Annotated in this window: 21 protein-coding genes; 7 read left to right on the forward strand and 14 right to left on the reverse strand. The window is 63.6% G+C overall.

Translation table 11 applies throughout. The features are described 5' to 3' along the window. Window positions 1-5: 5 nt before the first annotated feature. Window positions 6-551 (reverse strand): polyhydroxyalkanoate synthesis repressor PhaR, encoded by a 546-nt coding sequence (gene phaR, locus QYQ99_RS02490; RefSeq protein ID WP_302091275.1) that lies wholly within the window; start codon window positions 549-551, stop codon window positions 6-8. Window positions 552-812: 261 nt separating this feature from the next. Between phaR and QYQ99_RS02495 the strand changes: the two genes are divergently transcribed. Then, window positions 813-1,304 (forward strand): hypothetical protein, encoded by a 492-nt coding sequence (locus QYQ99_RS02495; protein ID WP_302091276.1) that lies wholly within the window; start codon window positions 813-815, stop codon window positions 1,302-1,304. Between the two features lie 61 nt (window positions 1,305-1,365). Here QYQ99_RS02495 and murB read toward each other — a convergent pair whose 3' ends face one another. After that, window positions 1,366-2,463, reverse strand: a complete 1,098-nt coding sequence (murB, locus tag QYQ99_RS02500; protein ID WP_302091277.1) for a UDP-N-acetylmuramate dehydrogenase — start codon at window positions 2,461-2,463, stop codon at window positions 1,366-1,368. A 103-nt stretch (window positions 2,464-2,566) separates the two neighbouring features. Between murB and QYQ99_RS02505 the strand changes: the two genes are divergently transcribed. The 3 genes from QYQ99_RS02505 (at window position 2,567) to QYQ99_RS02515 (ending at window position 4,825) form a co-directional block, all read left to right on the forward strand. After that, window positions 2,567-3,052 carry a YajQ family cyclic di-GMP-binding protein gene (locus QYQ99_RS02505; protein ID WP_302091278.1) on the forward strand — a complete coding sequence of 162 codons (486 nt, stop codon included), beginning with the start codon at window positions 2,567-2,569 and terminating at the stop codon, window positions 3,050-3,052. 135 nt (window positions 3,053-3,187) lie between these two features. After that, window positions 3,188-3,817, forward strand: a complete 630-nt coding sequence (locus QYQ99_RS02510) for a retropepsin-like aspartic protease family protein (RefSeq protein ID WP_302091279.1) — start codon at window positions 3,188-3,190, stop codon at window positions 3,815-3,817. A gap of 15 nt (window positions 3,818-3,832) precedes the next feature. After that, on the forward strand, window positions 3,833-4,825 hold the full coding sequence (locus QYQ99_RS02515; protein ID WP_302091280.1) for an HD-GYP domain-containing protein: 993 nt from the start codon (window positions 3,833-3,835) through the stop codon (window positions 4,823-4,825). A 25-nt stretch (window positions 4,826-4,850) separates the two neighbouring features. On the opposite strand, the gene QYQ99_RS02520 is transcribed toward QYQ99_RS02515, so the two are convergent. The 7 genes from QYQ99_RS02520 to QYQ99_RS02550 form a co-directional block, all read right to left on the reverse strand. Next, the gene (locus tag QYQ99_RS02520; RefSeq protein ID WP_302091281.1) at window positions 4,851-6,632 is read right to left on the reverse strand and encodes an NAD(P)-binding protein; all 1,782 of its coding nucleotides are present in this window, start codon (window positions 6,630-6,632) and stop codon (window positions 4,851-4,853) included. Beyond that, window positions 6,632-8,182, reverse strand: a complete 1,551-nt coding sequence (locus QYQ99_RS02525) for a polyamine aminopropyltransferase (RefSeq protein ID WP_302091282.1) — start codon at window positions 8,180-8,182, stop codon at window positions 6,632-6,634. Before QYQ99_RS02525 ends, QYQ99_RS02520 begins: the two co-directional genes overlap by 1 nt. Before the next feature lie 150 nt (window positions 8,183-8,332). After that, window positions 8,333-8,548, reverse strand: coding sequence for a DUF350 domain-containing protein (locus QYQ99_RS02530; protein ID WP_003056416.1), 216 nt, complete (start codon window positions 8,546-8,548; stop codon window positions 8,333-8,335). A 29-nt stretch (window positions 8,549-8,577) separates the two neighbouring features. Beyond that, the gene (locus QYQ99_RS02535; RefSeq protein WP_302091283.1) at window positions 8,578-10,104 is read right to left on the reverse strand and encodes a DUF4178 domain-containing protein; all 1,527 of its coding nucleotides are present in this window, start codon (window positions 10,102-10,104) and stop codon (window positions 8,578-8,580) included. Window positions 10,105-10,189: 85 nt separating this feature from the next. Further along, window positions 10,190-10,867 carry a glycerol-3-phosphate 1-O-acyltransferase PlsY gene (gene plsY / locus QYQ99_RS02540; RefSeq protein WP_302091284.1) on the reverse strand — a complete coding sequence of 226 codons (678 nt, stop codon included), beginning with the start codon at window positions 10,865-10,867 and terminating at the stop codon, window positions 10,190-10,192. A 195-nt stretch (window positions 10,868-11,062) separates the two neighbouring features. Beyond that, complete coding sequence (ybaK, locus tag QYQ99_RS02545) at window positions 11,063-11,563, reverse strand: Cys-tRNA(Pro) deacylase (protein WP_302091285.1); 501 nt, start codon at window positions 11,561-11,563, stop codon at window positions 11,063-11,065. A 69-nt stretch (window positions 11,564-11,632) separates the two neighbouring features. Next, window positions 11,633-12,694, reverse strand: coding sequence for an aldo/keto reductase (locus tag QYQ99_RS02550; RefSeq protein WP_302093099.1), 1,062 nt, complete (start codon window positions 12,692-12,694; stop codon window positions 11,633-11,635). Window positions 12,695-12,849: 155 nt separating this feature from the next. Between QYQ99_RS02550 and QYQ99_RS02555 the strand changes: the two genes are divergently transcribed. After that, entirely contained in the window at window positions 12,850-13,830 is a 981-nt protein-coding gene (locus QYQ99_RS02555; RefSeq protein WP_302091286.1) for an alpha/beta fold hydrolase, read from the forward strand. A 126-nt stretch (window positions 13,831-13,956) separates the two neighbouring features. On the opposite strand, the gene QYQ99_RS02560 is transcribed toward QYQ99_RS02555, so the two are convergent. Further along, window positions 13,957-16,527: a penicillin acylase family protein gene (locus QYQ99_RS02560; protein ID WP_302091287.1), complete on the reverse strand. Its 2,571-nt coding sequence runs from the start codon at window positions 16,525-16,527 to the stop codon at window positions 13,957-13,959. A gap of 194 nt (window positions 16,528-16,721) precedes the next feature. Between QYQ99_RS02560 and QYQ99_RS02565 the strand changes: the two genes are divergently transcribed. Continuing rightward, complete coding sequence (locus QYQ99_RS02565) at window positions 16,722-17,114, forward strand: hypothetical protein (RefSeq protein WP_302091288.1); 393 nt, start codon at window positions 16,722-16,724, stop codon at window positions 17,112-17,114. Window positions 17,115-17,141: 27 nt separating this feature from the next. Here QYQ99_RS02565 and QYQ99_RS02570 read toward each other — a convergent pair whose 3' ends face one another. Beyond that, window positions 17,142-17,387 carry a hypothetical protein gene (locus QYQ99_RS02570; protein ID WP_302091289.1) on the reverse strand — a complete coding sequence of 82 codons (246 nt, stop codon included), beginning with the start codon at window positions 17,385-17,387 and terminating at the stop codon, window positions 17,142-17,144. Between the two features lie 225 nt (window positions 17,388-17,612). Between QYQ99_RS02570 and fusA the strand changes: the two genes are divergently transcribed. Then, on the forward strand, window positions 17,613-19,745 hold the full coding sequence (gene fusA / locus QYQ99_RS02575) for an elongation factor G (RefSeq protein WP_302091290.1): 2,133 nt from the start codon (window positions 17,613-17,615) through the stop codon (window positions 19,743-19,745). A gap of 64 nt (window positions 19,746-19,809) precedes the next feature. Here the strand turns inward: fusA and QYQ99_RS02580 are convergent, their stop codons facing one another. The 3 genes from QYQ99_RS02580 to QYQ99_RS02590 all read right to left on the reverse strand — a co-directional run bounded on the left by QYQ99_RS02580 (window position 19,810) and on the right by QYQ99_RS02590 (window position 22,549). Beyond that, complete coding sequence (locus QYQ99_RS02580) at window positions 19,810-20,175, reverse strand: STAS/SEC14 domain-containing protein (protein ID WP_302091291.1); 366 nt, start codon at window positions 20,173-20,175, stop codon at window positions 19,810-19,812. A gap of 122 nt (window positions 20,176-20,297) precedes the next feature. After that, window positions 20,298-22,097 (reverse strand): hypothetical protein, encoded by a 1,800-nt coding sequence (locus QYQ99_RS02585; RefSeq protein ID WP_302091292.1) that lies wholly within the window; start codon window positions 22,095-22,097, stop codon window positions 20,298-20,300. Then, window positions 22,094-22,549: a hypothetical protein gene (locus QYQ99_RS02590; RefSeq protein WP_302091293.1), complete on the reverse strand. Its 456-nt coding sequence runs from the start codon at window positions 22,547-22,549 to the stop codon at window positions 22,094-22,096. Before QYQ99_RS02590 ends, QYQ99_RS02585 begins: the two co-directional genes overlap by 4 nt. Between the last annotated feature and the right edge of the window lie 28 nt (window positions 22,550-22,577).

The raw sequence follows: 22,577 nt of genomic DNA on the forward strand, positions 1-22,577 counted from the left end.
TTCGTTCAGCGCTTGATGCCGAACACACCCAGCATCTGTTCTGTCTGCTTTTGCATCTGCTCCTGCATCTGGGTGAACATGCTCTGGGACTGCTCCATATAGCTGCCCATCAAACCCTGCATGGCTTGAGGCTGCATGCTCATGAACTGCTTCCAGGCCTCGGGGTTCATACCCTGGGGCTGCCCCGCCAGCTTGCTCTGGAAGTCCGTGAACATCTGCACATTCTTTTCGATGTAGCTGCCCATGAAGCCCTGCATGGCATGCCCATAGAAGCGAATGATGTTGGCCAGCATGGCCTCGGAGAACATGGGGGCACCACCGGCTTCTTCCTCCAGAATGATCTGCAGCAGGATGGAACGCGTCAGGTCTTCATTGGTCTTGGCATCCCTGATGACCACCGGCTCGCTATCCATGACCAGTTGCTTGACCTCGGCCAGCGTGATGTATGAAGAGGTATTGGTGTCGTAGAGGCGACGATTGGGATACTTCTTGATGATTCTCTGGTTCCCCACCTGGACATCACCCTCTTTGCCCTCTTTGTTTTCTTGCATCGCAAATCCTTTATGTTCTGGGGTCGGCCCCGTCGTCAATTGAGCTATTGCAGTGCAACAGATTTTAGGCAGTGCACAAGCCTCATCGGCAAGCAGTAACCCTGACAGCCCAGCTTATCCGTGCTGCAACAAAGTCGCACCACCGTCACAGCCAGCATCAGGTCTTTGCCATTTATTCACAAAAAACAGTTTGCCGTGTATCGAAATCAAGCTTGCAGAAGGTTTACAGTGCCTGTCGTTGTTTGACGAAAGGCTCAACGGATGATTACCACCAAAACACGCAATGCTGTTTGTCTGACCGCCCTGCTGGCTGCTGCCGGCTTCATGACTGCGGCGCAGGCTCAGCCCGATGCGGCTGCGACCGATGCCGCCAAGGCCGCTGCACCGCAGGCAGCACCCGCAGCGCAGGCAGCCCCTGCCAACGTGGACGCCGCTGCAGCAGACGCCGCATTGCGCAAGCGCCTGCAGGCAGTTGTCGCTGCCATGGACGGCAAGTCCAAGCTGGCTGCCAACAATTTCAACGAGGAGTTCCTCAAGAACTCCCCCATCGACACCGTGCAGAAAGCCCTGGACTCCGTGCGCACCGGCGTCGGCAGCTGCCAGACGGTTGGCCGCATGGAGAGCCCCACACCTCTGGCCACCAGCGTGCTGCTGAGCTGCACCAAGGGCTTTGTGCCCATGGAACTGGCGGTCGAGCCCAAGGCTCCTTACCGTATTTCTGGCATTTTGCTGCGCCCGGCATTCTGGAAATAAGCGCTTTTCACCATCAAAAAATGGAGCCTCCCGGCTCCATTTTTTGTGGGCTCTCGCAAACTCAGATCACCACCGGCTCGGGTTCCAGACGAATCCCGAAGCGCTCGTAGACGCTGGTCTGGATGGCCCCGGCAAGCGTCATCACCTCGCCGCCGGTCACGCTGGCGTCGATGCTGTGGCGATCTCCTCGATTGACTAGTACCAGCGCCTGCTTGTCGTAGACGCCCGCCCGGCCCATGGTCTTGCCTTTCCAGCCGCAGGCATCGATCAGCCAGCCGGCCGCCAGCTTGATGGAGCCGTCATCCATGGGGTAATGAACAATCTTGGGCTCGCGCGCGATGATGTCCGCGCATTGCTCGGTCGTCACCGTGGGGTTCTTGAAAAAGCTGCCCGCATTGCCAATGACTTCGGGGTCCGGCAGCTTGGCACGGCGAATCTCGCAGACCCATTCAAAGATCTGCTGCGCGCTCGGCTGCTCTATGCCTTTCTCCGCCTGCTTGCGCTGCAGATCGAGATAGCCCAGATCCGGTTGCCAGCTCTTGGGTAGCGCCAGTCGCACCCGGGTGATCACCGCCCGCCCCTTGAGGCCCAGGCCGCGAGGGACAGCCGTCGAGCCCGTCACGGGCCAGTACTTGGGCTGAGCAGGTGCATGCTTGAACACCGAGTCACGGTAACCGAAGGCGCATTGCGCAGCATTGAGGCTGAACTGCTCGCCGGCGACCAGATCGATCGCGTCCAGAGAGTCGAAGCGATCCTGCAGCTCCAGCCCGTAAGCGCCGATGTTCTGCACCGGGGCCGCGCCGACCGTGCCTGGAATCAAGGCCATATTTTCAAGGCCTGTATAGCCCTGGGCCAGCGTCCATGCCACCATGTCATGCCAGCGCTCGCCCGCCCCTACCTCGACAATCCAGTGCTTGTCGGTTTCGCGCAGCAGCCGCATGCCCATGATTTCCATCTTGAGCACCACGGGGGCCACATCGCCCGTGAGCACCACATTGCTGCCACCGCCAAGGACGAACACAGGCTGCCGTCCCCATAGCGGGTCGGCGAGAAACTGGCGGATATCGTCCTGGCTACGAATGCGCACCAACGTTTCGGCGCGCGCGGCAATGCCAAAGGTGTTGCAATGCTGCAGGGGAACATTTTTCTCGACTAACATCCATCCAATTGTCGCACTGCGCCTGCTCTGCTGCTGGCAAGCAGCACATCACGGCCCGGCGCACTGTGGCTGTTTACCGCTCTGATACTGATAGGAATTACACATGCCTTCTTTTGACACTGTTTGCGAAGCCGATTTCGTCGAAGTGAAGAACGCCGTTGACAACGCCACCAAGGAAATTGGCACCCGTTTCGACTTCAAGGGCACATCGGCCGCCGTTGAACTCAAGGACAAGGAAATCACCATGTACGGCGATGCCGAGTTCCAGCTGCAGCAAGTCGAAGACCTGCTGCGCAACAAGCTGACCAAGCGCAATGTGGACGTGCGCTTCCTGGACATCCAGAAGGCACAGAAGATTGGCGGCGACAAGGTCAAGCAGCTCATCAAGGTCAAGAACGGCATCGAGTCCGAGCTGGCCAAGAAGATCCAGAAGCTGATGAAGGAAAGCAAACTCAAGGTGCAGGCCGCCATTCAGGAAGAAAAGGTCCGCATCACCGGAGCCAAGCGTGACGATCTGCAGGCGGCCATGGCATTGATCCGCAAGGATCTGGCCGACCACCCTCTGTCGTTCAACAACTTCCGCGATTGAATGAAGCCCCCCCTGCGCAGCTCCGCTGCTTCCCCTTCTCTCGCCTTGCGGGATGGAGACGAGGCCGTTGCCGCAGGGCGACGCGGCCAGTGCAGGCTCTTGCCCGGCGCCTCTGGCCTGCGTCGCATGGGGCTCATGCTTTCAGTCGCTGTGGCCTGCAGCGGCGCCTTTGGACAGTCCGTTGCCCTGACCGGCGTGCTGGGCAGCAAGGCCTTGCTGGTCATTGATGGCAGCGCCCCCAAGGCGCTGGCCGTCAACGAAAGCCACAAGAACGTGCGCCTGCTGCAAGTCAGCGGCGACTCCGCCGTGGTGGATATCAAGGGCCAGCGCCAGACTGTGCACCTGGGAGCAGCTCCGGTCAGCGTAGGCAGCCGGGGCGGCATCGGTGGTGCCGCGCGCTCGGGCCGGCTGGTCCTGATCGCCGACTCGCGCGGCCATTTCGTCGATCGTGGCTATATCAATGGCAAAACCATGCAGTACATGGTGGACACCGGCGCCAGCACCATTGCCATAGGCCGAGCCGATGCTGATCGCATGGGCCTGCCCTACGAGCAGGGCGTCCCCGTCCTGATGCGCACGGCCAACGGCACTGCCCAGGGCTGGCGCATCAAGCTCGACAGCGTCAAACTGGGCGAAATGGAGGTCTACGGCATAGAGGCCGTCGTCGCCCCCCAGTCCATGCCCTATGTGCTGCTGGGCAACAATGTGCTGACCCAGTTTCAGATGACCCGCAAGGGCAATGAGATGGTTCTGGAAAAGAACTGAACCCGCCTCTCGCCCATGCACGCACGCTACGACGACCCCTATGAAGACCTGTTGGGCCTCTGGTCGGATCTGGAGGCCGCACTCGCGGTTTTGCTGACCGAGCCGCTGCGCATCCCTGGCTTTGCCATCAAGCTGCGCCAGCTTGATCTATGGCTGCAAGACCTCATCACGCAGGACAGCGATGCCGCGCTGTATCTGATGTTTCAGCGTGCCAGCTCGACAACCGTGGGCTACAGCCCGTCTCACGCCGTGGTCTGCGCGGGCCTGTGCCATATCCTTGCCAAGGAGCTTGAGCTGCCTCAATCCGAGCGCGACACGCTGATCCGGGCCGCGCTGACCATGAACATCGGCATGACCATGCTGCAAAACCAGCTGGCCGAGCAACGCACTGCGCTGAGCAGCCAGCAGGCCGAAGCCGTCAAGCAGCACCCCACAGAGGGCCGCCTGATGCTGGAGAGGCTGATGGTGCGTGATCCGCTCTGGCTGGACAGCGTGCAGTACCACCATGTGGTGCTGCAGCCCGCGCCGCTGGCACAGTTGCAGCCGCTGGAGCGTCTGGTACGCATTCTGGGCACGGTAGACCGTTATGCGGCCCTGATAAGCCCGCGCAAGACCCGTAGCGGCCGCTCGGCCACCGAGTCTTTGCAAGTGCTGCAGCAGGGTGGTCAATACGCTGATGAGGTCAAGCAGGCCTTGATCGATGTCGTGGGCCTGTACCCGCCCGGCACCTATGTACAGCTGGACAACGGCGAGGTAGCAGTGGTGCTGCGCCGCGGGAAAAGTCTGGAGGAGCCCGAGATTGCCAGCGTGATCGACCGCGACGGCCACAGCATGTACCCGCCCATCTGGCATCTGGACGGGCGCAGGCCGGCCATCACCTCCGCGCTGGCTCGTTCGTCGCTGACGCTGGATCTGGACCTGCGCTCCATGGCACAGCTGGGCATTCACAGTGCACGCGGCAACGCCGAGCTGTACCGCATGGTGAAGCTGCCAGGCAGCAGACGCTGATTCTTTCCAAGAGCTGGTTGACGTTCTAAGCGCCCTGCGCCGCCCTCAACCCTGCATGGTGGCCACGCGTGAACGCCTCCTCCAGCACCGAATAGCCGGCCCAATCCGAATGTGCAAAGCTCAGCCGCGCCGTCGCAGGCGTGGGCAGACCCTGCACTCGCTCCCCATTCAATCGCAGATTGCGCTTGCTGGAACTGAACTTGACGGCTATTTCGCTCAATATCTGCTGATCACCAGGGCGCGGAATCGCCATCGCATGGCCATAGCGGGTGATTTCCATGCGTGTGGCATGCCGCAGCAAGTCTGGGTGCGGCTCGCTCAGCGTGTTCACGATGCGCTCGCGCCAGAAGGCAAACGGCTGCTGCATCAATTGCCTGCGCCCATCGGCCCAGTCACCCAGCGCCTGGTAGTAGCTCAGCACCGTGGGCTGGCTGCGGATGCGGTCCAGCCGCTGATTGCCCGCATCCACATAGCCCAGCCCACCCGCATTGCCATCGCGATACAGCACATTGTCCCAGGCGGGCTCGGCACCAGGGTAGTCGGCCAGCGGTCGGTCGATATGGATGTTCGCCACCAGCCAGGGGGCCCAGTCCAGGCGAGCCGCCACGGCACGCAGAAAATCGGGCGCATTGCGCAGCACTCTTGCAGCCACAAAGCTGGGCAGCGCCACCACGCAATGGCGCGCCAGCCAGCGTTCATGCTGCTGGCGGCCATGGTGATAAACCTCGATCTGCACGCTGCCCGCGTCCTCGGTGACGGCGAGCACGCTGCAATCGGTCTGAAGCTGCGTGGCTTTCAGTCCCGCCACCAGTTGCTGCGCCAGCCAGCCATTGCCCTGGGGCCAGGTCAGCACCTGCTCGCCGTCCGCTTCGCTCTCGTGCTCGGACTGTGGACGCGGCGCGTGGAAACCATGGCGGCTGGCGAAATAGTGAATCCCCGCCCAGGCCGAGACGCGGCTCAGACCGGCACCGAAATCATCCCGGCAGCTGTAGTCCAGATACCAGAGCAGGCGCTCGTCATCGAGGCCCTGCGCCGCCAGCCATTGGTCGAAACGCTGTGCATCGAGCACGGCATGGGAAGTCGGCAAGCCCGCTTCGCGCTGCCAGACACGGATCGATGGCATGGCAAAGGCCGCCGCCCGAGCCGCTGCCTCGACCTGCTTTTCAAACAGCGCATATTGCTCCAGCGTGCGCTGGCTCACGCCCTGCACGGGCAGCAGCCCCTCATGCCAGCCGCCCTGCCAGTACAAGCGCTCCTGCGGGCTATGGCAGAGATAGCGCTCGTCGTAGCGCCAGCGGCCCGCCAAGCGCTGGCGCACGCCCAGCTCCTCCAGCCAGTCCTGCACCTCATGAGCATCGTCGCCGGGCACGGGCAGATAGTGCGCGCCCAGCGGGCAGGCTATACCCTTGACTTGCCCGCCCTGGCTGTTGCCGCCCATGGCGGCCTGGGTATCGAGCAGGGCTGCGCCCTGAATGCCGGCCAGCTCCAGCGCGCGCGCCGCTGCCAGCCCGGCCATGCCCCCGCCCACAATCACGACCGGCGCCCGGTGCACCAGCGCCGGTGCGGGCAGCTCCAGCCCCTGCGCCAGACGCTGCCAGAAAGGGCGCAGCCCATGACCGCGCTCCAGCGACACGCCGCTGAAGCCGCCGGGCAGATCGTCCAGCCTGGGCGACTCCTGCCTGCAGCCGGCCAGGCCGGCCGCACCCAAAGCCCCCAAAGCACCCAAAGTGCCTGAGACGCCAGAGACGCCTAAGGCACCGGCAGTCGCCCGCTTGAGCCAGTCACGCCGATGCAGATCCTCCGGCATCAATGCTCCACCTTGCCCCACTCGCGTTCATAGGTGTTGACCAGCACCTGATTGGACAGGCGATTCACCTCGGTCGGCACGCGCGCCATATCGAGAGGAAAGTCAAACATCAGGCGCAGCGTGGGCAGAGTCAGAAAACGCATGCCAGCGGGCAACGCCTCGGGCTCGCGCCAGGGACGGTGGCTGGCCAGCACAAAGCCCCATTCGCCAAAACTGGGCACATGCACGTGATAGGGCCTGGCCGTCAGGCCCACGGACTCCACGGTCTGCACAACGGTCCAGAAGCTCTGGCGCGCAATCAGCGGCGAGGTGGTCTGAATCACGGCATAGCCACTGGCTGCCAGACGCTTGTCCAGCAGCGAATAAAAACTGTTGGTGAACAACTTGCCGATGGCGAAATTGGTGGGATCGGGAAAGTCCACCACGATCACATCGAAAGTCTCCGCACTTTGCTGCAGCCAGTGAAACGCATCGGTATTGACGATGCTCACGCGGGCGTCGTTGAGCGCATTGCCATTGAGCGCCGTCATCATGGCATTGCTCTTGAACAGATCAGTCATGGCCGGGTCCAGCTCCACCAGCACCACGGACTCCACGCCCGGGTACTTGAGCACCTCGCGCACGGCCATGCCGTCGCCGCCCCCCAGCACCGCAACCTTCCTCGGTGCGCCATGTGCGGCCATGGCGGGGTGGACCAGCGCTTCGTGATAGCGGTACTCGTCGCTCTGGGCAAACTGCAGATTGCCGTTCAGATACAGCCGCGCGCCCTGGCGTCCCTGGGTCACCACAATGCGCTGATAGGGCGAGCTGCTGCTCAGCACGATGCGGTCCTGGTAGAAATGATCGTCGGCCAGCCGGGTCAGCTGATCCGCGCCCGCGATGCCCCCGCCCAGGGCCAGCAGCACCAGCGCGCAGGCCCAGGCATGGGCACGCAGATTGCGCAGCTCGTGCTTGAACAGCACCAGGGCCCAGACGGCGATGGCCGCATTCATGAAGCCGAACAGCAGACCTGTGCGCACCAGGCCCAGCTTGGGCACCAGCACGATGGGAAACGCCAGCGACACCGCCAGGGCCCCCAGATAGTCGAAGGTCAGCACCTTGGAGACCAGATCCTTGAGCGATGCATTGCGCTTCAAGATGCGCATCACCAGCGGGATCTCCAGCCCCACCAGCGTGCCCACCACCATCACCATGCCATATAGCAGAAAGCGGAACGCGCCCGGCGCATAGGCATTGGCCAGAAACAGCACGGCCGGCAAGGCACCGCCGACCAGCGCCACCATCAGCTCCACACGCAGAAAATGCGCGGGCAGCTGATCATCGAAATAGCGCGACAGCCACGAGCCTATACCCATGGCAAACAGATAAGTGCCGATGATGGTGGAGAACTGCAGCACCGAATCGCCGAGCAGATAGGACGCCAGCGCGCCTGCCGCCAGCTCGTAGAGCAGGCCGCAGGCCGCGATCACGAAGACACTGGCCAGCAGCGCCACATCAATGGGCCGAGGCCCCTGGCCAGCGCTATGCTCCTCGGCCACCATCGAAGTCATCTAATTCCTTTAACCGTAAAACAGGCGCGCCGTCCTCTGCCTGCCAGGGACAGCGAGCAAGGGCCGCCCCGCGGCGAAGCTGTCGTTCCCCTCCCCTAGCGCCCAGCGCGTAGAGAGAGGGGGAAGGCGCGCAGCGCCTCAGGGGGAGCCTCAATGTATCGCTGCAGCGACGATGATGCTGATGCCCAGGCACATGGCCGCCACCACCATGGCCAGCGCCTTGTTGTGCTTCTCCACGATCTCGGCCCACATGTCCACGGGCGTGATCTTGTCGATGATGATGAAGCACAGCCAGAACACCACCACGCCCACCAGGGCGTAGATGATGGAGCCGAAGAAGTTCTGGGGGTTGAACCAGTCAAACATGATCTCTCTCCTCGAATGAGATAGGGGTGTTATTTGTGGCTTCCGCCGGAGGTATAGCCGCCATAGGAGCCGCTGCTGGAGCGGCTGTAGCTGCAATTGGGGTCGGTGCGCGGATCGCAGTTGGGACTGGACATGCAGGCACGCAGGAACGGCAGGATGAACAGCAGCAGGAACAACCAGAACAGAATCGTGCCCCAGCTGAAGCCGCTGCCCGACAAAGGACTGACCTGGGAGCGATCCTTGAGCTTGGCCGTGCCGAACGCCTGGGCCACCGTCTCCGCCGAAACGCGCTGACCATGGGTCCAGGTCGTTTCCTGGTTGGCGGTCTCCAGCGCCAGCGTGGACTGCTTGCCTGGATTGGCATAGTCCACATTGCTGGACTTGGCGCCCTTGAAGACGGGCCAGTAGAACTCGCCCTCTGCATATTCCGTCTCGGCCAGATAGGCGTAGTCGCGCTGATATTTGCGCTGCAGATAGGTGGCAGTGGCGCCGTTCTTGCTGAGCTTGGGTGCGCCGGTGATGACGCGCGCCGTGCTCCAGCCGTCTTCCGAATCGACGATGAACGAAAAGCCAGCCTTCTTGTTGTAGAGCAGGTACTCATCCCAGGTGAAGCTGTCGTCCTCATCTTCGCCCAGACCACGCCCGCTGCGCCGTTGAAAGCCCACGAGCTGCCATTTCAGGCCATCGAGCGTGCCTTCGCTGCCCAGCGCGATCAGAGGCTTGACCTTTCGGCGCTGCTCGGCATAGCTCAGCTCCGCCCCCATGCCCTTGGACATGTCGATCAGGCTGCCGCAGCTGGGGCAGCTAAGGGCCTTGGTGGTGTCAAAGCGCACGGGCACCACGGCACCGCACTTGGGACAGTTGAAGTGGCGGCCCTGGGCTTTTTGCTGGGCGCTGCTGCGCAGTCCCTGCATCTGCAAAGCCTCCAGCGCCACGGCAGCCCCCAGGCTGAAGGCCGGTGTCTTGTCGCTGAAGTCGATGGAGAGAATCTGGTTCTTGTCGCTGCGCAGCTCGACCAGCTTGAAACTCTTGCCCAGTTGGGGCAGCTGGGGCAGCTCGCCCTGGGCCGCCATCAGCTGCGCATCCTGAATGCTGGTGACGGTGAAGGATTCCGTGCCGGCCTTGAGCTCACGGCCCATGCGCCATTCGCGCTGCTGGAACTCTTTCACGTTCCAGCCCGGCGGCTGCCAGTTCACGGCAAAGACAAAGCTGCCGTTGTCCTCGCTGAGCCAGGCCAGCTCGCCGTTGCTAAGGGCAGCCACCCATTCCGACCAGCTGCCTGCAGCACTTTTGTACTGCGCGCGGCCCACGACGGTGAAGGGCTCGGGCTTGCCGTTGCGCTTGACCATGCCCGAGGCGCCCAGTTGCAGCGGGCTGTAGTCCTCGAACACCTCGGCCATGGAGCCAATGCGCTTGAGCGTCTCGCCATCGCGCAGCACGGTGCTGCGGCAAAACTCGCAGACGGCAAAGCTCGATTGCGCACTGGCGAAGTGGACCGGCGCGCCACAACCAGGACAGGGAGCGCTGTAGTCGCGCTGCGATGGGCTGGAAGCCATATCTTTTTGCTATTAAATTAAGAGCTGCTTGCGCTTGTATATATGGAGTCTCGCGACCCCCTCATGGACGATCTGCGGGAGCGTCCTAGCGATGCTTGCTCTTGCGGGCCGCGCCCTCTGCAGGTTTGGAGCCGTCGGTCTTTTTCTGTCCCAGCCTGGATTCCTTGCCCGCAATCAGGCGCTGGATGTTTTCGCGATGACGCCAGACCAGCAGGATCGCCATCACGACAATCGCGGCAGTGATGGGCGTTTCCGCATCCCAGACGATGCCGCTGCACAGCACGTAGTACACGGGCGCGAACACCGAGGCCACCAGCGCGGCCAGGGAGGAATAGCGGAAGAACACGGCCACGATGACCCAGGTCAGCGCCGTCGCCAGACCCAGCCAGCCGCTGATGCCCAGCAGCACACCCAGCGCCGTGGCCACGCCCTTGCCGCCCTTGAAGCCAAAGAACACCGGGTACAGATGGCCCAGGAAGGCGGCCAGACCGGCCAGTGCCACCATGCTGTCGCCCAGACCGAACGGCTCGCCGAAGGCCTTGACCAGCACCACGGGCACCAGGCCCTTGAGCGCATCCAGCGCCAGCGTGACAGCCGCAGCCGCCTTGCTGCCCGAGCGCAGCACATTGGTGGCACCGGGGTTGCCGCTGCCATAGGTGCGCGGGTCGTTCAGGCCCATGACGCGGCTGACGATGACGGCAAAGGACAGCGAACCAATCAGATAGGCTGCGATGACGGCGATAACGGGATAGAGGGCGTTCAAAGGAATTCCTCGGCCAGAGACTGGCCCTTAGGCTCGCCAACCAAAGTCGACGGCACCGATTGTTGTCACGACTTGCGCAATCCGGATCAGGCATGGCGGTTTGTCGACCGTCATGCCCCTCGTGCATCCTGGTTTGCGTAAGTCCTTGTTGTTTGCGTTTTTGCCGGCCGGCGTCTGCCCCCGGCTGGCCAGCCCCTATTCTGCCAGCGCGCAGTGCACCGGCCGGGCATCGAGCAAACGGGTGCAGACCTCAGGGGCCAGTTGCACCAGATAGCCGCGCCGTCCGCCGTTGATGGCGATGCGTGGCAGCGCGAGTATGGTTTCCTCGATATAGACCGGCATTTCGCGCCTGGTGCCAAACGGCGAGGTGCCGCCCACCAGATAGCCGCTGTGGCGGTTGGCCACTTCGGGCTTGCAGGGCTCCACGCTCTTGGCACCGATCTGGCGCGCCAGGTTCTTGGTCGATACCTTGCAATCGCCATGCATGAGCACGATCAGCGGCCTGGCATCCTGATCCTGCATCACCAGGGTCTTGACGACCGCATGCTCGTCCAGCCCCAGCTGACGCGCCGACTCTTCGGTGCCGCCATGCTCCACATAGTCATAAGGGTGCTCGGTGAACTCCACCTTGTGGGCCCTGAGCATCTGCGTGGCCGGCGTCTCGCTGACATGGGTGTTTTTGTCTTTTTTGGCCATGATTCAATTTTGATAGCTGCTAACCCATGAACTACATGGGAGAGCAGCCATTCTCCCTCAATAAAGCGATCAGACAGCGGGGTCGCGCATCTCCCAGCGGATGGCGTCGATTGCGGCCAGCAGCTCGGCAGGCAGCTGCGTGCCCCAGGCGTCAAGATCCTCGTCAAGCTGGGCCACCGAGGTCACACCGATGATGGTGCTCGCCACCTGCCACTTGGTATAGCAGAACGCCAGCGCCAGCTGCACCGGCGTGAGGCCATGCTGCTGGGCCAGCGCGTTGTAGCGGCGCGCGGCAGCCAGCGCATCGGGGCGGCCCCAGCGCTGCCTCTGCACTGATTCATACCTGGCAATGCGAGCCTGCTTGGGCGCGCCCTCCTCGGTCGGTGCAAACTGATCGAACTTGCCCGTCAGCAGGCCGAACGCCAGCGGCGAATAGGCCAGCAGCGACACATCGAGGCGGTGGCAGGTTTCGTCCAGCCCGTTTTCATAGCTGCGGTTGACCAGGCAATAGGGGTTCTGGATCGCGGCCACACGCGGCAGTCCGTGCTGCTCGGCCAGGCGCACAAACTCGTGCACGCCATAAGGCGTCTCGTTGGACAGGCCGATATGGCGGATCTTGCCCTGCTTGACCAGACCGGCCAGCGCCTGCAGCTGCTCGTGGATGGGCGTGAGCGAGCTTTCCTTCTGCGGGTCGTAGTACATGGTGCCGAAGGCCGGCACATGGCGCTCGGGCCAGTGGATCTGGTAGAGGTCGATCACCTCGGTCTGCAGGCGCTCAAGACTGGCGTCGCAGGAGCGAACAATGTCATCCGCCGACAGGCCCGAGCCTTCACGAACCCAGGGCATGCCGCGCGAGGGGCCGGCCACCTTGCTGGCCAGCGTGATCTGATCGCGCATGCCGGGGCGGGCCTTGAGCCAGCGGCCGATGATGGATTCCGTCGCACCACAGGTGGCCTGGCGGGCCGGCACGGAATACATTTCGGCCGTATCGAAGAAATCCACGCCGCGCTCCACGGCGCGGTCCATGATGCGCCAGGCTTCAGCTTCGTCGACCTGCTCGCCGAATGTCATGGTGCCAAGACAGATGGGGCTGACGCGCAGATCGCTCTGCCCCAGAGCGACGGGATTCATGGAAAGACGGGAAGTGGATGCAGCAGAAGTCATGCGTCCAAGTTTAGAGCCTGACAGTACAAGATCAGGGCAGACTCCTGGTTTTTTGACACAGCTGTCCCGTGCACGACGGGCCATGCTGCAAGCGCAGCAATAATCAAAACAACGGAGACAATATGACAACGCACCACCCCACGCAGACCGGCCAGCTCACCGATATCACGCACTATCAGCCGCGCCGCCAATGGCGCTCGCAGATGCTGCCCGTGCGCAATATGCACTACCACCTGCGCAGCTGGGAGCCCGAGCCAGCGTCCGGAATCGATCCCGAGTTGCCCGTGCTGGTGCTGGCCCATGGCTGGATGGATGTGGCCGCCTCCTACCAGTTTGTGGTCGACGCCTTCAGCGACGCTTTTGTGCAGGGCCGCCGCATCGTTGCCCACGACTGGCGCGGCTTCGGCCTGAGCCGCAGCACCGAGCCCTGCGACAGCTACTACTTCACCGACTATCTGGCCGACCTGGACATGCTGCTGGAGCAGATCTCGCCCGATCAGCCCATCGATCTGGTCGGCCACAGCATGGGCGGCAATATCTCCTGCATGTATGCGGGCGCGCGGCCCGAGCGCATTCGCCGCTTTGTCAATCTGGAGGGCTTCGGCATGGCGCCCACAACGCCCGAACAGGCCCCCGGGCGTCTGGCCCAGTGGATGGATCAGCTGCGCGAGCAGCGCGCGGGCGGCATGGGGCTCGCACCCTATGACAGCGTGGAGGCCGTTGCCAATCGCCTGCAAAAAACCAATCGCCGCCTGCCCCGCGACAAGGCGCTGTGGCTGGCTCACCATTGGTCGGCCCCCGATGCCCAGGGCCGCTGGCATATTCTGGGCGACGCCGCGCACAAGCTCTCCAACCCCTATCTGTATCGCGTGGACGAGGCTCTGGCCTGCCTTGCCGCCATCACCGCCCCCACCTTGTCGGTCGAAGCCTCGGACGACAGCCTGGGCCAGTGGCATCAGGGCCGCTACACGCTGGAGCAATACCACGAGCGCATACGTCATATCCCGCAATGTGAGACAGCCCGCGTGCAGGACGCAGGCCATATGCTGCACCACGACCAGCCGGAGGCCGTGGCCGGCCTGATCGAGGATTTCTTGCGCTGAACGGCTGCGACTGCGACTTCAACCACAACCGCTATCTTTAAAGTAGCTTATATCGCACGCGAACATTGATTTTCAGCATCTTTTATATCTGAAATCAATATATTACAGTCGATATAAGCTCACTTATTAATAGCCATCCACGCCCTGAGCGGCCTGCAACTCCAGCACATGGCGCCAGCGCCTGGGCTGCATCTGCAGCTTGCGATAGCGGCCGTCGGCCCATTCCCGGCTCATGTCCGCATAGCGGCCCGACAGCGCCAGCCCGCTCTGCCCGGTCTGGTAGATGAACTGCGAGGACTCCGGATCGCCCAGGTCGTAGATGGCGCGCAGCGAAGGCGCGTGGCGACTGACAAAGCGCCCGCCCAGCGGGCCTTTGGCATCGGCGGGCGGCGGATTGGCGTTGTACTGCCCGACGTTGACGCTATAGGTGTCACCGCCCGAGGCCACGCTCACATTGAACACGCCGGCCAGCGCCGCCACCGAGCCCAGCGGCTTGTGCGCGCTGAGCGCCGGGTGCGCCGCGCCCCAGCGCCATTGGCGCGGGTCATTGCCGTAGGCGGCCTGCAGCTTGTCCAGCGTGCGGGTCAGCGCCTGTCCTGCCTGTTGCTCGCAGCTCAGCGGCGCGCACCACCAGGCGTCATTGCGCGCCAGCATTCCCTCCAGCCCGGCGCGGAAGTCGCGCTTGCCGTAGCTCATGGCAAAGCGCTGCTCGCCGATGCGCGCAATCACCAGGGCGCGCGTCAGCTCGTCGACCCAGACCGAGAAGATCAGCGGCTCGGGCCTGTCCCGCTCCATCTGCCCATCGAAGTCCGCCAGCAGTTGCTGTGCCTGCGCTGCCAGGGCGTGGATCGATTGCGCCTTGCGCAGCACGGGCAGCAAGGCCCGGGTGGCCAGGGACTGCACATCGTTCTGGATCGCCGCCATGCTGGCCACATCATGCTGGCTGCCGGCCGCCAGCAGTTGCTCTATGCGCTGGTGGCGATAGGGCAGGCTCCAGTCCTGGGTCAGAAAATGTGCATAGCCAGCCTCCGTCACGCGCTGGTTGGCCGTGGCCACAAAGCCGCGCGTGCCGCCATCGTCCTGCGGCGTCTGCTCGTAGCTCAGCCAGCCCTGCCAGTCATAGCGCGCATCCCAGCCAGGTGCCGGCGCCACGCCGCGCAAGTCATTGCCCGGCGCGCGCACCGGCACCCGGCCTGCGGCCTTGAAGCCGATATGCCCCTGCACATCGGCCGCCACAATGCTTTGCATGGGCGAGTGGTAGATGGAAAACGCCTCGAACAATTCGGACACGGTCCGAGCACCGTTGGCCCTGAGGCCGGCCTCCACCGTGCGGTTGTCCGTGTCCAGCGCCGCCCAGCGCAGCGCCAGTGCATAGCGCTCGGTGTTGATGACCTTGCCGTATTGCTGCTGCGCATCGCTGATCACGGGGCCATGGCGCGTGCTGCGCAGCGTCACCCTGACATCGCCCTGGCCCTTGACCTTGAAGACTTCCTCGCGCACGGTGAAATTTTCCCAGCCAGTGGGCGTGCGGTACTGGCTGGCATCGACCGGGTTGATCTGCTCCAGATACAGGTCCTGCACATCGGGGTTGGTGTTGGTAAAGCCCCAGGCCACCTGCGCCGTGCGGCCCAGCACCACAAAGGGCATGCCGGGCAAGGTGGCCCCTGTCACATCCAGCGCGCTCAGGACGCTGCCGTCGCTGGCCCGACCCTGGGGCGACTGAAGGCGCGCGAAATACCAGATGGCCGGAGCGCTCAGGCCCAGATGCGGATCGTTGGCCAGCAAGGGCTTGCCGCTTTGGGTCTTGCTGCCGGCCACCACCCAGTTGTTGCTGCCCAATCCGTCGTTGCTGCCCATGTCTCGCACCATGGAGGCCGCCCATTGCTGCAAGGCTGATTGCATCTGCCCGGCCGGTGCCGAGACCTTGGGCAGGGCATCCGCCTCCCGGTAGACACCGAGCTGGCGGTACAGGCTGGCAAGATCCACCGCCGTCGCGGGCGGCTCGCCGGGATAGGCCGGCATCAGTTGCCACAGCTGCTCGGTGCTCAGGACCTGCAGCAGATTCAGCCGCGCGAACTCGTTGCCCCAGTTGCCGCCCAAATCCAGCGCCATCATCAGCGCCCAGCCCACGGTGTCTTCAGGCTCCCAGGTCGATGGCCCTCCTGCTCCGGCCCTCGTGCCCAGCAGCAGGAACTCCGGCGCTGCCGCCTGCGAGGGCCTGGCATAAAAGGCGGCTATACCCTGGCTGTAGGCCTGCAGGGCTTCCTGCACGGCGGGTGGCAGCGCCGCGTACTGGCGACGCGCTGCGCCATGAATATCGAGAGCACGCATCAGCTTGTCCAGCTCCAGCGTGGCCGGTCCCAGAGTCTCCGACAAGCGCCCTTGCATGAGACGGCGGTTGAACTCCAGCTGCCAGCCGCGCTCCTGCGCATGGACAAAGCCCAGGGCCCGCCAGACATCCTGCGGCGAGTCGGCGCTGATATGCGTGACATCGGAGTCGTCGCGCCTGACCCACACGCTGCGCTCAAGCCCGGCGAGGACCAGCTTGCCGTCCATGCGCGGCTGGGCCCGCACGCCATAGACCGCCAACGCGGCCCCTGCCAGCAAGACCAGTCCGCAGGCCGCGGCCGCCAGATGCAGTGTGCACCTGAGCCAGGGATGGGCAGAGGGCTCTGCCGCCGAAGTGATGTCTCCCATATCGCCTCTTGTCATGCGTCCGGTGCGCAACATCCACATGCTGATCGCGTCCAGCCATGGGCGACAATACCCGTTTGGGCCCTGGCCCGGTGTTAGGTAAACGACTTACGCAGACTCGGATCAGGCATGGTGCTTTGTCGATGGAAAGGCCCGTCGCGCCTCCCTGTTTGCGTCAGTCCCAAGGAATTCAACGCATGTGGCCCTTCAGTCTGTTCAAGAAACTCAGCCAGGACCCGGCCGTGGGTCAGCCCCGGGGCGACTATATCGGCTGCTATCTGCTGGGCACGCATACCAGCGGGCGCGACGATGACATCAGCTATATCTCTCTGGCGACCACGCGCGAGCAGCTGGAGCTGGATGCACGCCAGTATCTGCAGGAGTTCCTGGAGCAGCATCCGCAGTTGACCGAAGCAGAGCGCCATGCCCTGCAGGATCTGCTGGAGCACTGGAATGCGCGCGCCGATGCCCATCTGGCCAAATCAGCCGGCAAGCCCAGTCAGCCCCTGGCCGTGCAAGGCGGCAGCGAGCTGTTCCTGCGCACCGGCATGCGGGCGCGCAAAAAGGAAAAAGGGGTTTATCTGGAATAAGCGCGGGCAGCGGCCGCTGCCCTGGCGCTACTGTGTGAAATTCATATCGAAGCCGGCTTCGGTCAAGCGCACCTCGTCGCCTGCTTTTTGCAGCCAGCCCCTGGAGACGGCCCAGTCCAGCGCGGACTGGCGCTCGCCTTCGCCGATGCCATGCTTTTGAAGGTCGGCGCAAAGCGCTTGCTCGTTCATGCCCTCGCCGGCACGCAAGCTTTGCTCCACCACCAGGATGTAGACCATCTTGTGGGCGGCTGTCTGAATGCTCTGCTCTGTCATGTTCGCAAGTCCTCGTTCTTGAATGAAGGTAAAGCCGGATGCCTGCCAGGCTACAGGCCCTGGGCCACAGCCTGCTTTTGATGTTTTATGCCGCGGGGCATACCCACTCTGGCAGTGAGTTTGTAGCCATCTCTCTAGTATTTCCTGTGCGTTTCCTCTGCTTGCCGGCTCCGCAACCATGGTGCCGGCACTTCAGTTTCAGAACTGTGTTTCAGGGAGGTCATCATGGCTCGCCACACGCCCATAGAGCACTATCGCAATATCGGCATCTCCGCGCATATCGATGCCGGCAAGACCACCACCACCGAGCGCATACTGTTCTATACCGGGGTCAACCACAAGCTCGGCGAAGTCCATGACGGCGCGGCCACCATGGACTGGATGGAGCAGGAGCAGGAACGCGGCATCACCATCACCTCGGCGGCCACCACGGCCTTCTGGTCGGGCATGGAGCACAACTTCCCGGCCCATCGCATCAACATCATCGACACCCCCGGCCACGTGGACTTCACCATCGAGGTCGAACGCTCCATGCGCGTGCTCGACGGCGCTGTCATGGTCTACGACTCCGTGGGCGGCGTGCAGCCTCAGTCGGAGACCGTCTGGCGCCAGGCCAACAAGTACAAGGTGCCGCGCCTGGCCTTCGTCAACAAGATGGACCGCGTGGGCGCCGACTTCTTTCGTGTGCGCCAGATGATGGTGGACCGCCTCAAGGCCCACCCGGTTCCCATCGTCATCCCCATCGGAGCCGAGGCTGATTTTCACGGCCTCGTCGACCTCATCAAGATGAAAGCCATCTTCTGGGACGACGAGTCGCAGGGCGTGAAATTCGAGTACCGGGAGATCCCGGCAGCGCTTTTGGCCAGCGCACAGGAATGGCGCCAGAAGATGGTGGAGGCCGCTGCCGAGGCCAGTGAAGCACTGACAGAGAAGTACCTGGACAGCGGCGACCTCGGCGCCGAGGACATCATCACCGGCCTGAGGCTACGCACCATTGCCACCGAAATTCAGCCCATGCTCTGCGGCTCGGCCTTCAAGAATCGAGGCGTGCAGCGTCTGCTCGACGCGATTGTCGAGCTCATGCCTTCGCCGCTCGATGTTCCGGCTATCGAAGGCCATAGCGAGGATGACAGCGCCAGCACCACGCTGATACGCCATGCCAGCGATGACGAGAAATTCGCCGCCCTGGCCTTCAAGCTCATGACCGACCCCTTCGTGGGCCAGTTGACCTTTGTGCGTGTTTACTCGGGCGTGCTGACCAAGGGCGATCTGGTCTACAACCCGACCCGGGGTAAAAAGGAGCGCATAGGCCGCATCGTGCAGATGCATGCCAACGCACGCCAGGAGATCGACGAAATCCGCGCAGGCGACATTGCGGCCTGCGTGGGTCTCAAGGACGTGAGCACGGGCGAGACGCTGTGTGATCCGCAAGCGCCCATCGTGCTGGAGAAGATCTCCTTTCCCGAACCCGTCATCGCCCAGGCCGTGGAGCCCAAGAGCAAGGCCGACCAGGAAAAAATGGGCCAGGCACTGGCGCGCCTCGCCGCCGAAGACCCGTCCTTCAGAGTCAGCAGCGACGAGGAGTCGGGCCAGACCATCATTGCCGGCATGGGCGAGTTGCACCTGGAAATCATCGTCGACCGCATGAGACGCGAATTCAATGTGGCCGCCAATGTGGGCAAGCCTCAGGTGGCATACCGCGAAACCATTCGCAAGAAAGTCAGCGATGTGGACGGCAAGTTCGTGCGCCAGTCCGGCGGCAAGGGCCAGTACGGCCATGTGGTGCTGACCGTGGAGCCGCTGGAATCGGGCAAGGGCTTTGAATTCGTCGACGACATCAAGGGCGGAGTGATTCCACGCGAATTCATCCCCGCCGTGGAAAGAGGCCTGCGCGAAGCCATGAACTCGGGCGTTCTGGCCGGCCACCCGGTGGTCGATGTGCGAGTGCGGCTGACCTTCGGCTCCTACCATGAGGTGGACTCCTCGGAGCAGGCCTTCCGCATGGCCGCCATCCTGGGCTTCAAGGAGGCCTGCAGGAGAGCCGACCCGGTGATTCTGGAGCCCATCATGGCCGTCGAGGTGGAAACACCCGAGGAATACGCAGGCGCCGTGATGGGCAATCTGTCCTCGCGCCGTGGTGCCGTGCAGGGCATGGACGATATGGCGGGCGACGGCAAGACCATCAGGGCCGAGGTGCCGTTATCGGAAATGTTCGGCTATGCCACGCACCTGCGCTCCATGACTCAGGGGCGCGCCACCTACACCATGGAGTTCAAGCGCTACGCACAGGCCCCGCAGCAGGCAGCCGCCAGTGCGCATGCTTCTGGCGCAGCGACCGGCCACCGGAAACAGGGCTAGGCCGATCCGGGCAACTGTGCTGCGGCTCGCCGGCACAGTTGCAGCACTGGTTCAGACAGGCGGCTCAGGCCGCATGCAGCCACTGCAAGGCCATGGCCTCGTCGGTAAAGGGGAAATGCCTGACCTCGGCATGCGTGAAATGCCTGCCGACGAACTCGGCCATGCCCGCCAGATGACTGTCGGTCACCAGAGCGATCTGCTCCACCTGATGGCGATGGTCTCTGACAAAGCCCATATGGGCGCTGAAGCCGGCCCAGTTTTCCCAGCCGGGAAAGTCCTTGGACTGAATCATCACCCCATGCAGTTTGGGATGCTCGGCCAGGAAATCGTCCACGTCCTGACTGACGCCGTCGAAATCCTGCTCGGTCAGGGGCCCATTGGGCTCCAGCAGCAAGATGCCTTCGGGTTTCATGAGGGAGTAATTGAGCATATGCAACTCCTGCAGCGAAACTTCACTGTACGCCTGCACTCGCAGGAATGCAGCCCTAGACAGCACCAGCAGCACAGGTTTTCGTGGCTACTGGCGCAGCGCCGGGCCGACTGCGAAGTCAGCTAGGGACAGCCCATGGCCCGACTCAGGCCCTGCAACTGCTCGTCCAGCGCGGCACGCAGATCGGCGCGCATGGCATCGCGTGTCAGCAGTTCTTCGGCATAAAGTGCCGCCCAGTCGATGCCCACGCCCAGCACCACACCGGCGACCGCTCCCGCCACCGCCCCCACGGCGGTGCCGACACCGGGAACCACGGAGCCCAGGGCCGCACCGGCTGCCGCAGCCCCGGCCTTGCCCAGCCCCTGCTTGGCAGCAGCCTTGGCCAGCACCTTGCTGGCGGCCTTCATCGAGACCTTGGCCATGGCCTTGCCTGCAACGGCTGCGGCAAAAGCACCGCCCCCCGCGCCCGCCAGGGCGCTGGCCGTCAGACGCTGGCGTGCATCGCCCAGCAGCTCCAGCGCAGGCAGACTGGCAACCTCGGCACGCACCAGACATTGCTCGGAACTCAAGGCCAGATGATGGCGCGCCAGGGTTTCCTCGATGCGATGCTGGCCCTCGACCAGAGCGGCACCGCTGGTCAGTGCCTGCCTTTGCAAAGCCTGCACCCAGCCCTCCAGTCCTGGCGTGTCGCCCAGGGTTTCGCTGAGCTTGTTCTGCAGAAACTGGCTCACATCGCCCGTGAGCAGACTGAGGATGCGCCCCCACTCCGCGCCCAGGCTGAAATACCAGTCCAGATAACGCTCGACGGCCGCATCCAGCTGCCGGCTCATCTGCGGGATGCTCTGGCACAAGGCCTGCCCGGCCTGGGCCCGGCCCAGCAGCTGCAGAACCTGCTGGTGTGTGGCGTCCAGCGTGCCGAGACTGTAGAGCTGCTGCCCGATGCGCTCGCACTCGGGCAGGCGCTTGAGCGCCAGCGGGCTCTCCTGCGCACGGGCCAGACCGTCAAGGGCGGCCATGGTCTGCACCAGAATGCCCAGCACCAGCACGGCAACCAGGGCCAGCAAAGGCGCGGCCGGCGAAGGCGCGGCATTGCGCACTGCCGCCAAAGGCCTGGCCTGCAGCAGGAGAGCCGAGGAAGTCGATGCCCCCTGCATGGCGCGCCCCAGGCACAGCAGCACGCCTACCGGGCCAAACAGTGCCAGCAGCAACAGGCGCAGCACGGGCATTTGGGGCAGATCGGCCATGGCACCACTGGCCAGCTGCACGGCCAGCAGGGCATCCAGCCCCCAGCGCACCAGCCCCGAGGGCGCGGCATGAATCTGCACCAGAGCAAGACTCAGCGCTTCGGGCTCCATGCCGGCCGCCAGTGGCCGCCCCATATTCTGCTGACTGGCCATGCCATAGAGCCAGCCACCGCCCAAAAGTACCAGCAGCAGCCAAGTAGCAGCGCGCTGACTGAAGGCCCAGGCAAAGGCCGTGGATGAAAACTCTCGCCTCAGGCCCGCCTGCATGCCATAGGCCAGCAAGGCATAAAGCAAGGGAGCCAGCGCCAGCAGGGTCCACTCCCAGGGCGCAAGAAACCATGCCTGCCAGAGTGAACTGGTGCACAGCAGCAAGGCCAGTGCCAATGCCTTGCAGGCCGGCCACCAGCCCCCGGCCAGCCAGCGGCCTATATGCCCTTGTGGCGCAAACTGCATGCGCAGCAGCTTCTTGCGCAGCATCAGGAGCAGCCAATGCCCCCAGGCTGGCAGCAGCGCCAGCAGCAAGACTGCGAGCAGCCAGCCCCAGGGCGGCAAGCGCGTCAGCCAATGGGAAAAGCCGGCCAGGGCCGCCAGCCACAGCCAGCCCAGCAATACCGCGCGCAGCAGGGTCTGTGGCCGGGTCAGCCCCGGCTCGGTCACTGTCGCGCCAGCGAGGTTCATGGCTCGCAGCTCTTGTCCGCTCCCCGGCCCGCTGCAGCAATCCCCCTGGCGATGCGAGCGTTGTAGACCGTCAGGCGGCTCAGGCCCAGTTGATCGGCAATCTTGGCATCGGATGCGGTGCCCAGCAAAGCCACAGCCTCGTCGCACCAGTCAAAAGCACTGCGGGTCGCAGCCCCCGTCACCGAGGCAATGCCCAGCTCGGTGCGCTTGGCCACCACGCTGGCCTTGCTGATGCCCAGCTGCTTGGCCACTTCGGCATCAGCCTCCCGTCCCAGCAGAGCCAGCGCTGGCTGCGTCCACTGGAAATGCCCGAAGGCCGGAATGCCCAGCGCATTGCGCTTGAGGTTGACCGTCTTGGCCGATGTGCCCCAGCGCTCGGCCAGCACGGCGTCTTTCTCCTGGCCCAGGCGGGACAGCATTTCCTCGGTCCACTGCAGTGCAGCCTTGCCCATGCATGCGTCCTTCCCGATTTCCAAAATA

It is taken from the genome of Comamonas testosteroni (assembly GCF_030505195.1).
Lineage (GTDB): Bacteria > Pseudomonadota > Gammaproteobacteria > Burkholderiales > Burkholderiaceae_C > Comamonas > Comamonas testosteroni_G.

Excerpts from the sequence above, each read along its gene's own strand:
- QYQ99_RS02555 (WP_302091286.1), top strand. The coding sequence starts at position 12,850 with ATGACAACGCACCACCCCACGCAGACCGGCCAGCTCACCGATATCACG.
- QYQ99_RS02535 (WP_302091283.1), bottom strand. The coding sequence starts at position 10,104 with ATGGCTTCCAGCCCATCGCAGCGCGACTACAGCGCTCCCTGTCCTGGT.
- QYQ99_RS02505 (WP_302091278.1), top strand. The coding sequence starts at position 2,567 with ATGCCTTCTTTTGACACTGTTTGCGAAGCCGATTTCGTCGAAGTGAAG.
- murB (WP_302091277.1), bottom strand. The coding sequence starts at position 2,463 with ATGTTAGTCGAGAAAAATGTTCCCCTGCAGCATTGCAACACCTTTGGC.
- QYQ99_RS02585 (WP_302091292.1), bottom strand. The coding sequence starts at position 22,097 with ATGAACCTCGCTGGCGCGACAGTGACCGAGCCGGGGCTGACCCGGCCA.
- QYQ99_RS02510 (WP_302091279.1), top strand. The coding sequence starts at position 3,188 with ATGCTTTCAGTCGCTGTGGCCTGCAGCGGCGCCTTTGGACAGTCCGTT.
- QYQ99_RS02580 (WP_302091291.1), bottom strand. The coding sequence starts at position 20,175 with ATGCTCAATTACTCCCTCATGAAACCCGAAGGCATCTTGCTGCTGGAG.
- QYQ99_RS02515 (WP_302091280.1), top strand. The coding sequence starts at position 3,833 with ATGCACGCACGCTACGACGACCCCTATGAAGACCTGTTGGGCCTCTGG.
- QYQ99_RS02565 (WP_302091288.1), top strand. The coding sequence starts at position 16,722 with ATGTGGCCCTTCAGTCTGTTCAAGAAACTCAGCCAGGACCCGGCCGTG.
- QYQ99_RS02525 (WP_302091282.1), bottom strand. The coding sequence starts at position 8,182 with ATGACTTCGATGGTGGCCGAGGAGCATAGCGCTGGCCAGGGGCCTCGG.
- fusA (WP_302091290.1), top strand. The coding sequence starts at position 17,613 with ATGGCTCGCCACACGCCCATAGAGCACTATCGCAATATCGGCATCTCC.
- QYQ99_RS02495 (WP_302091276.1), top strand. The coding sequence starts at position 813 with ATGATTACCACCAAAACACGCAATGCTGTTTGTCTGACCGCCCTGCTG.
- QYQ99_RS02520 (WP_302091281.1), bottom strand. The coding sequence starts at position 6,632 with ATGCCGGAGGATCTGCATCGGCGTGACTGGCTCAAGCGGGCGACTGCC.
- QYQ99_RS02590 (WP_302091293.1), bottom strand. The coding sequence starts at position 22,549 with ATGGGCAAGGCTGCACTGCAGTGGACCGAGGAAATGCTGTCCCGCCTG.
- ybaK (WP_302091285.1), bottom strand. The coding sequence starts at position 11,563 with ATGGCCAAAAAAGACAAAAACACCCATGTCAGCGAGACGCCGGCCACG.
- phaR (WP_302091275.1), bottom strand. The coding sequence starts at position 551 with ATGCAAGAAAACAAAGAGGGCAAAGAGGGTGATGTCCAGGTGGGGAAC.
- QYQ99_RS02530 (WP_003056416.1), bottom strand. The coding sequence starts at position 8,548 with ATGTTTGACTGGTTCAACCCCCAGAACTTCTTCGGCTCCATCATCTAC.
- QYQ99_RS02570 (WP_302091289.1), bottom strand. The coding sequence starts at position 17,387 with ATGACAGAGCAGAGCATTCAGACAGCCGCCCACAAGATGGTCTACATC.
- QYQ99_RS02560 (WP_302091287.1), bottom strand. The coding sequence starts at position 16,527 with ATGGGAGACATCACTTCGGCGGCAGAGCCCTCTGCCCATCCCTGGCTC.
- QYQ99_RS02550 (WP_302093099.1), bottom strand. The coding sequence starts at position 12,694 with ATGAATCCCGTCGCTCTGGGGCAGAGCGATCTGCGCGTCAGCCCCATC.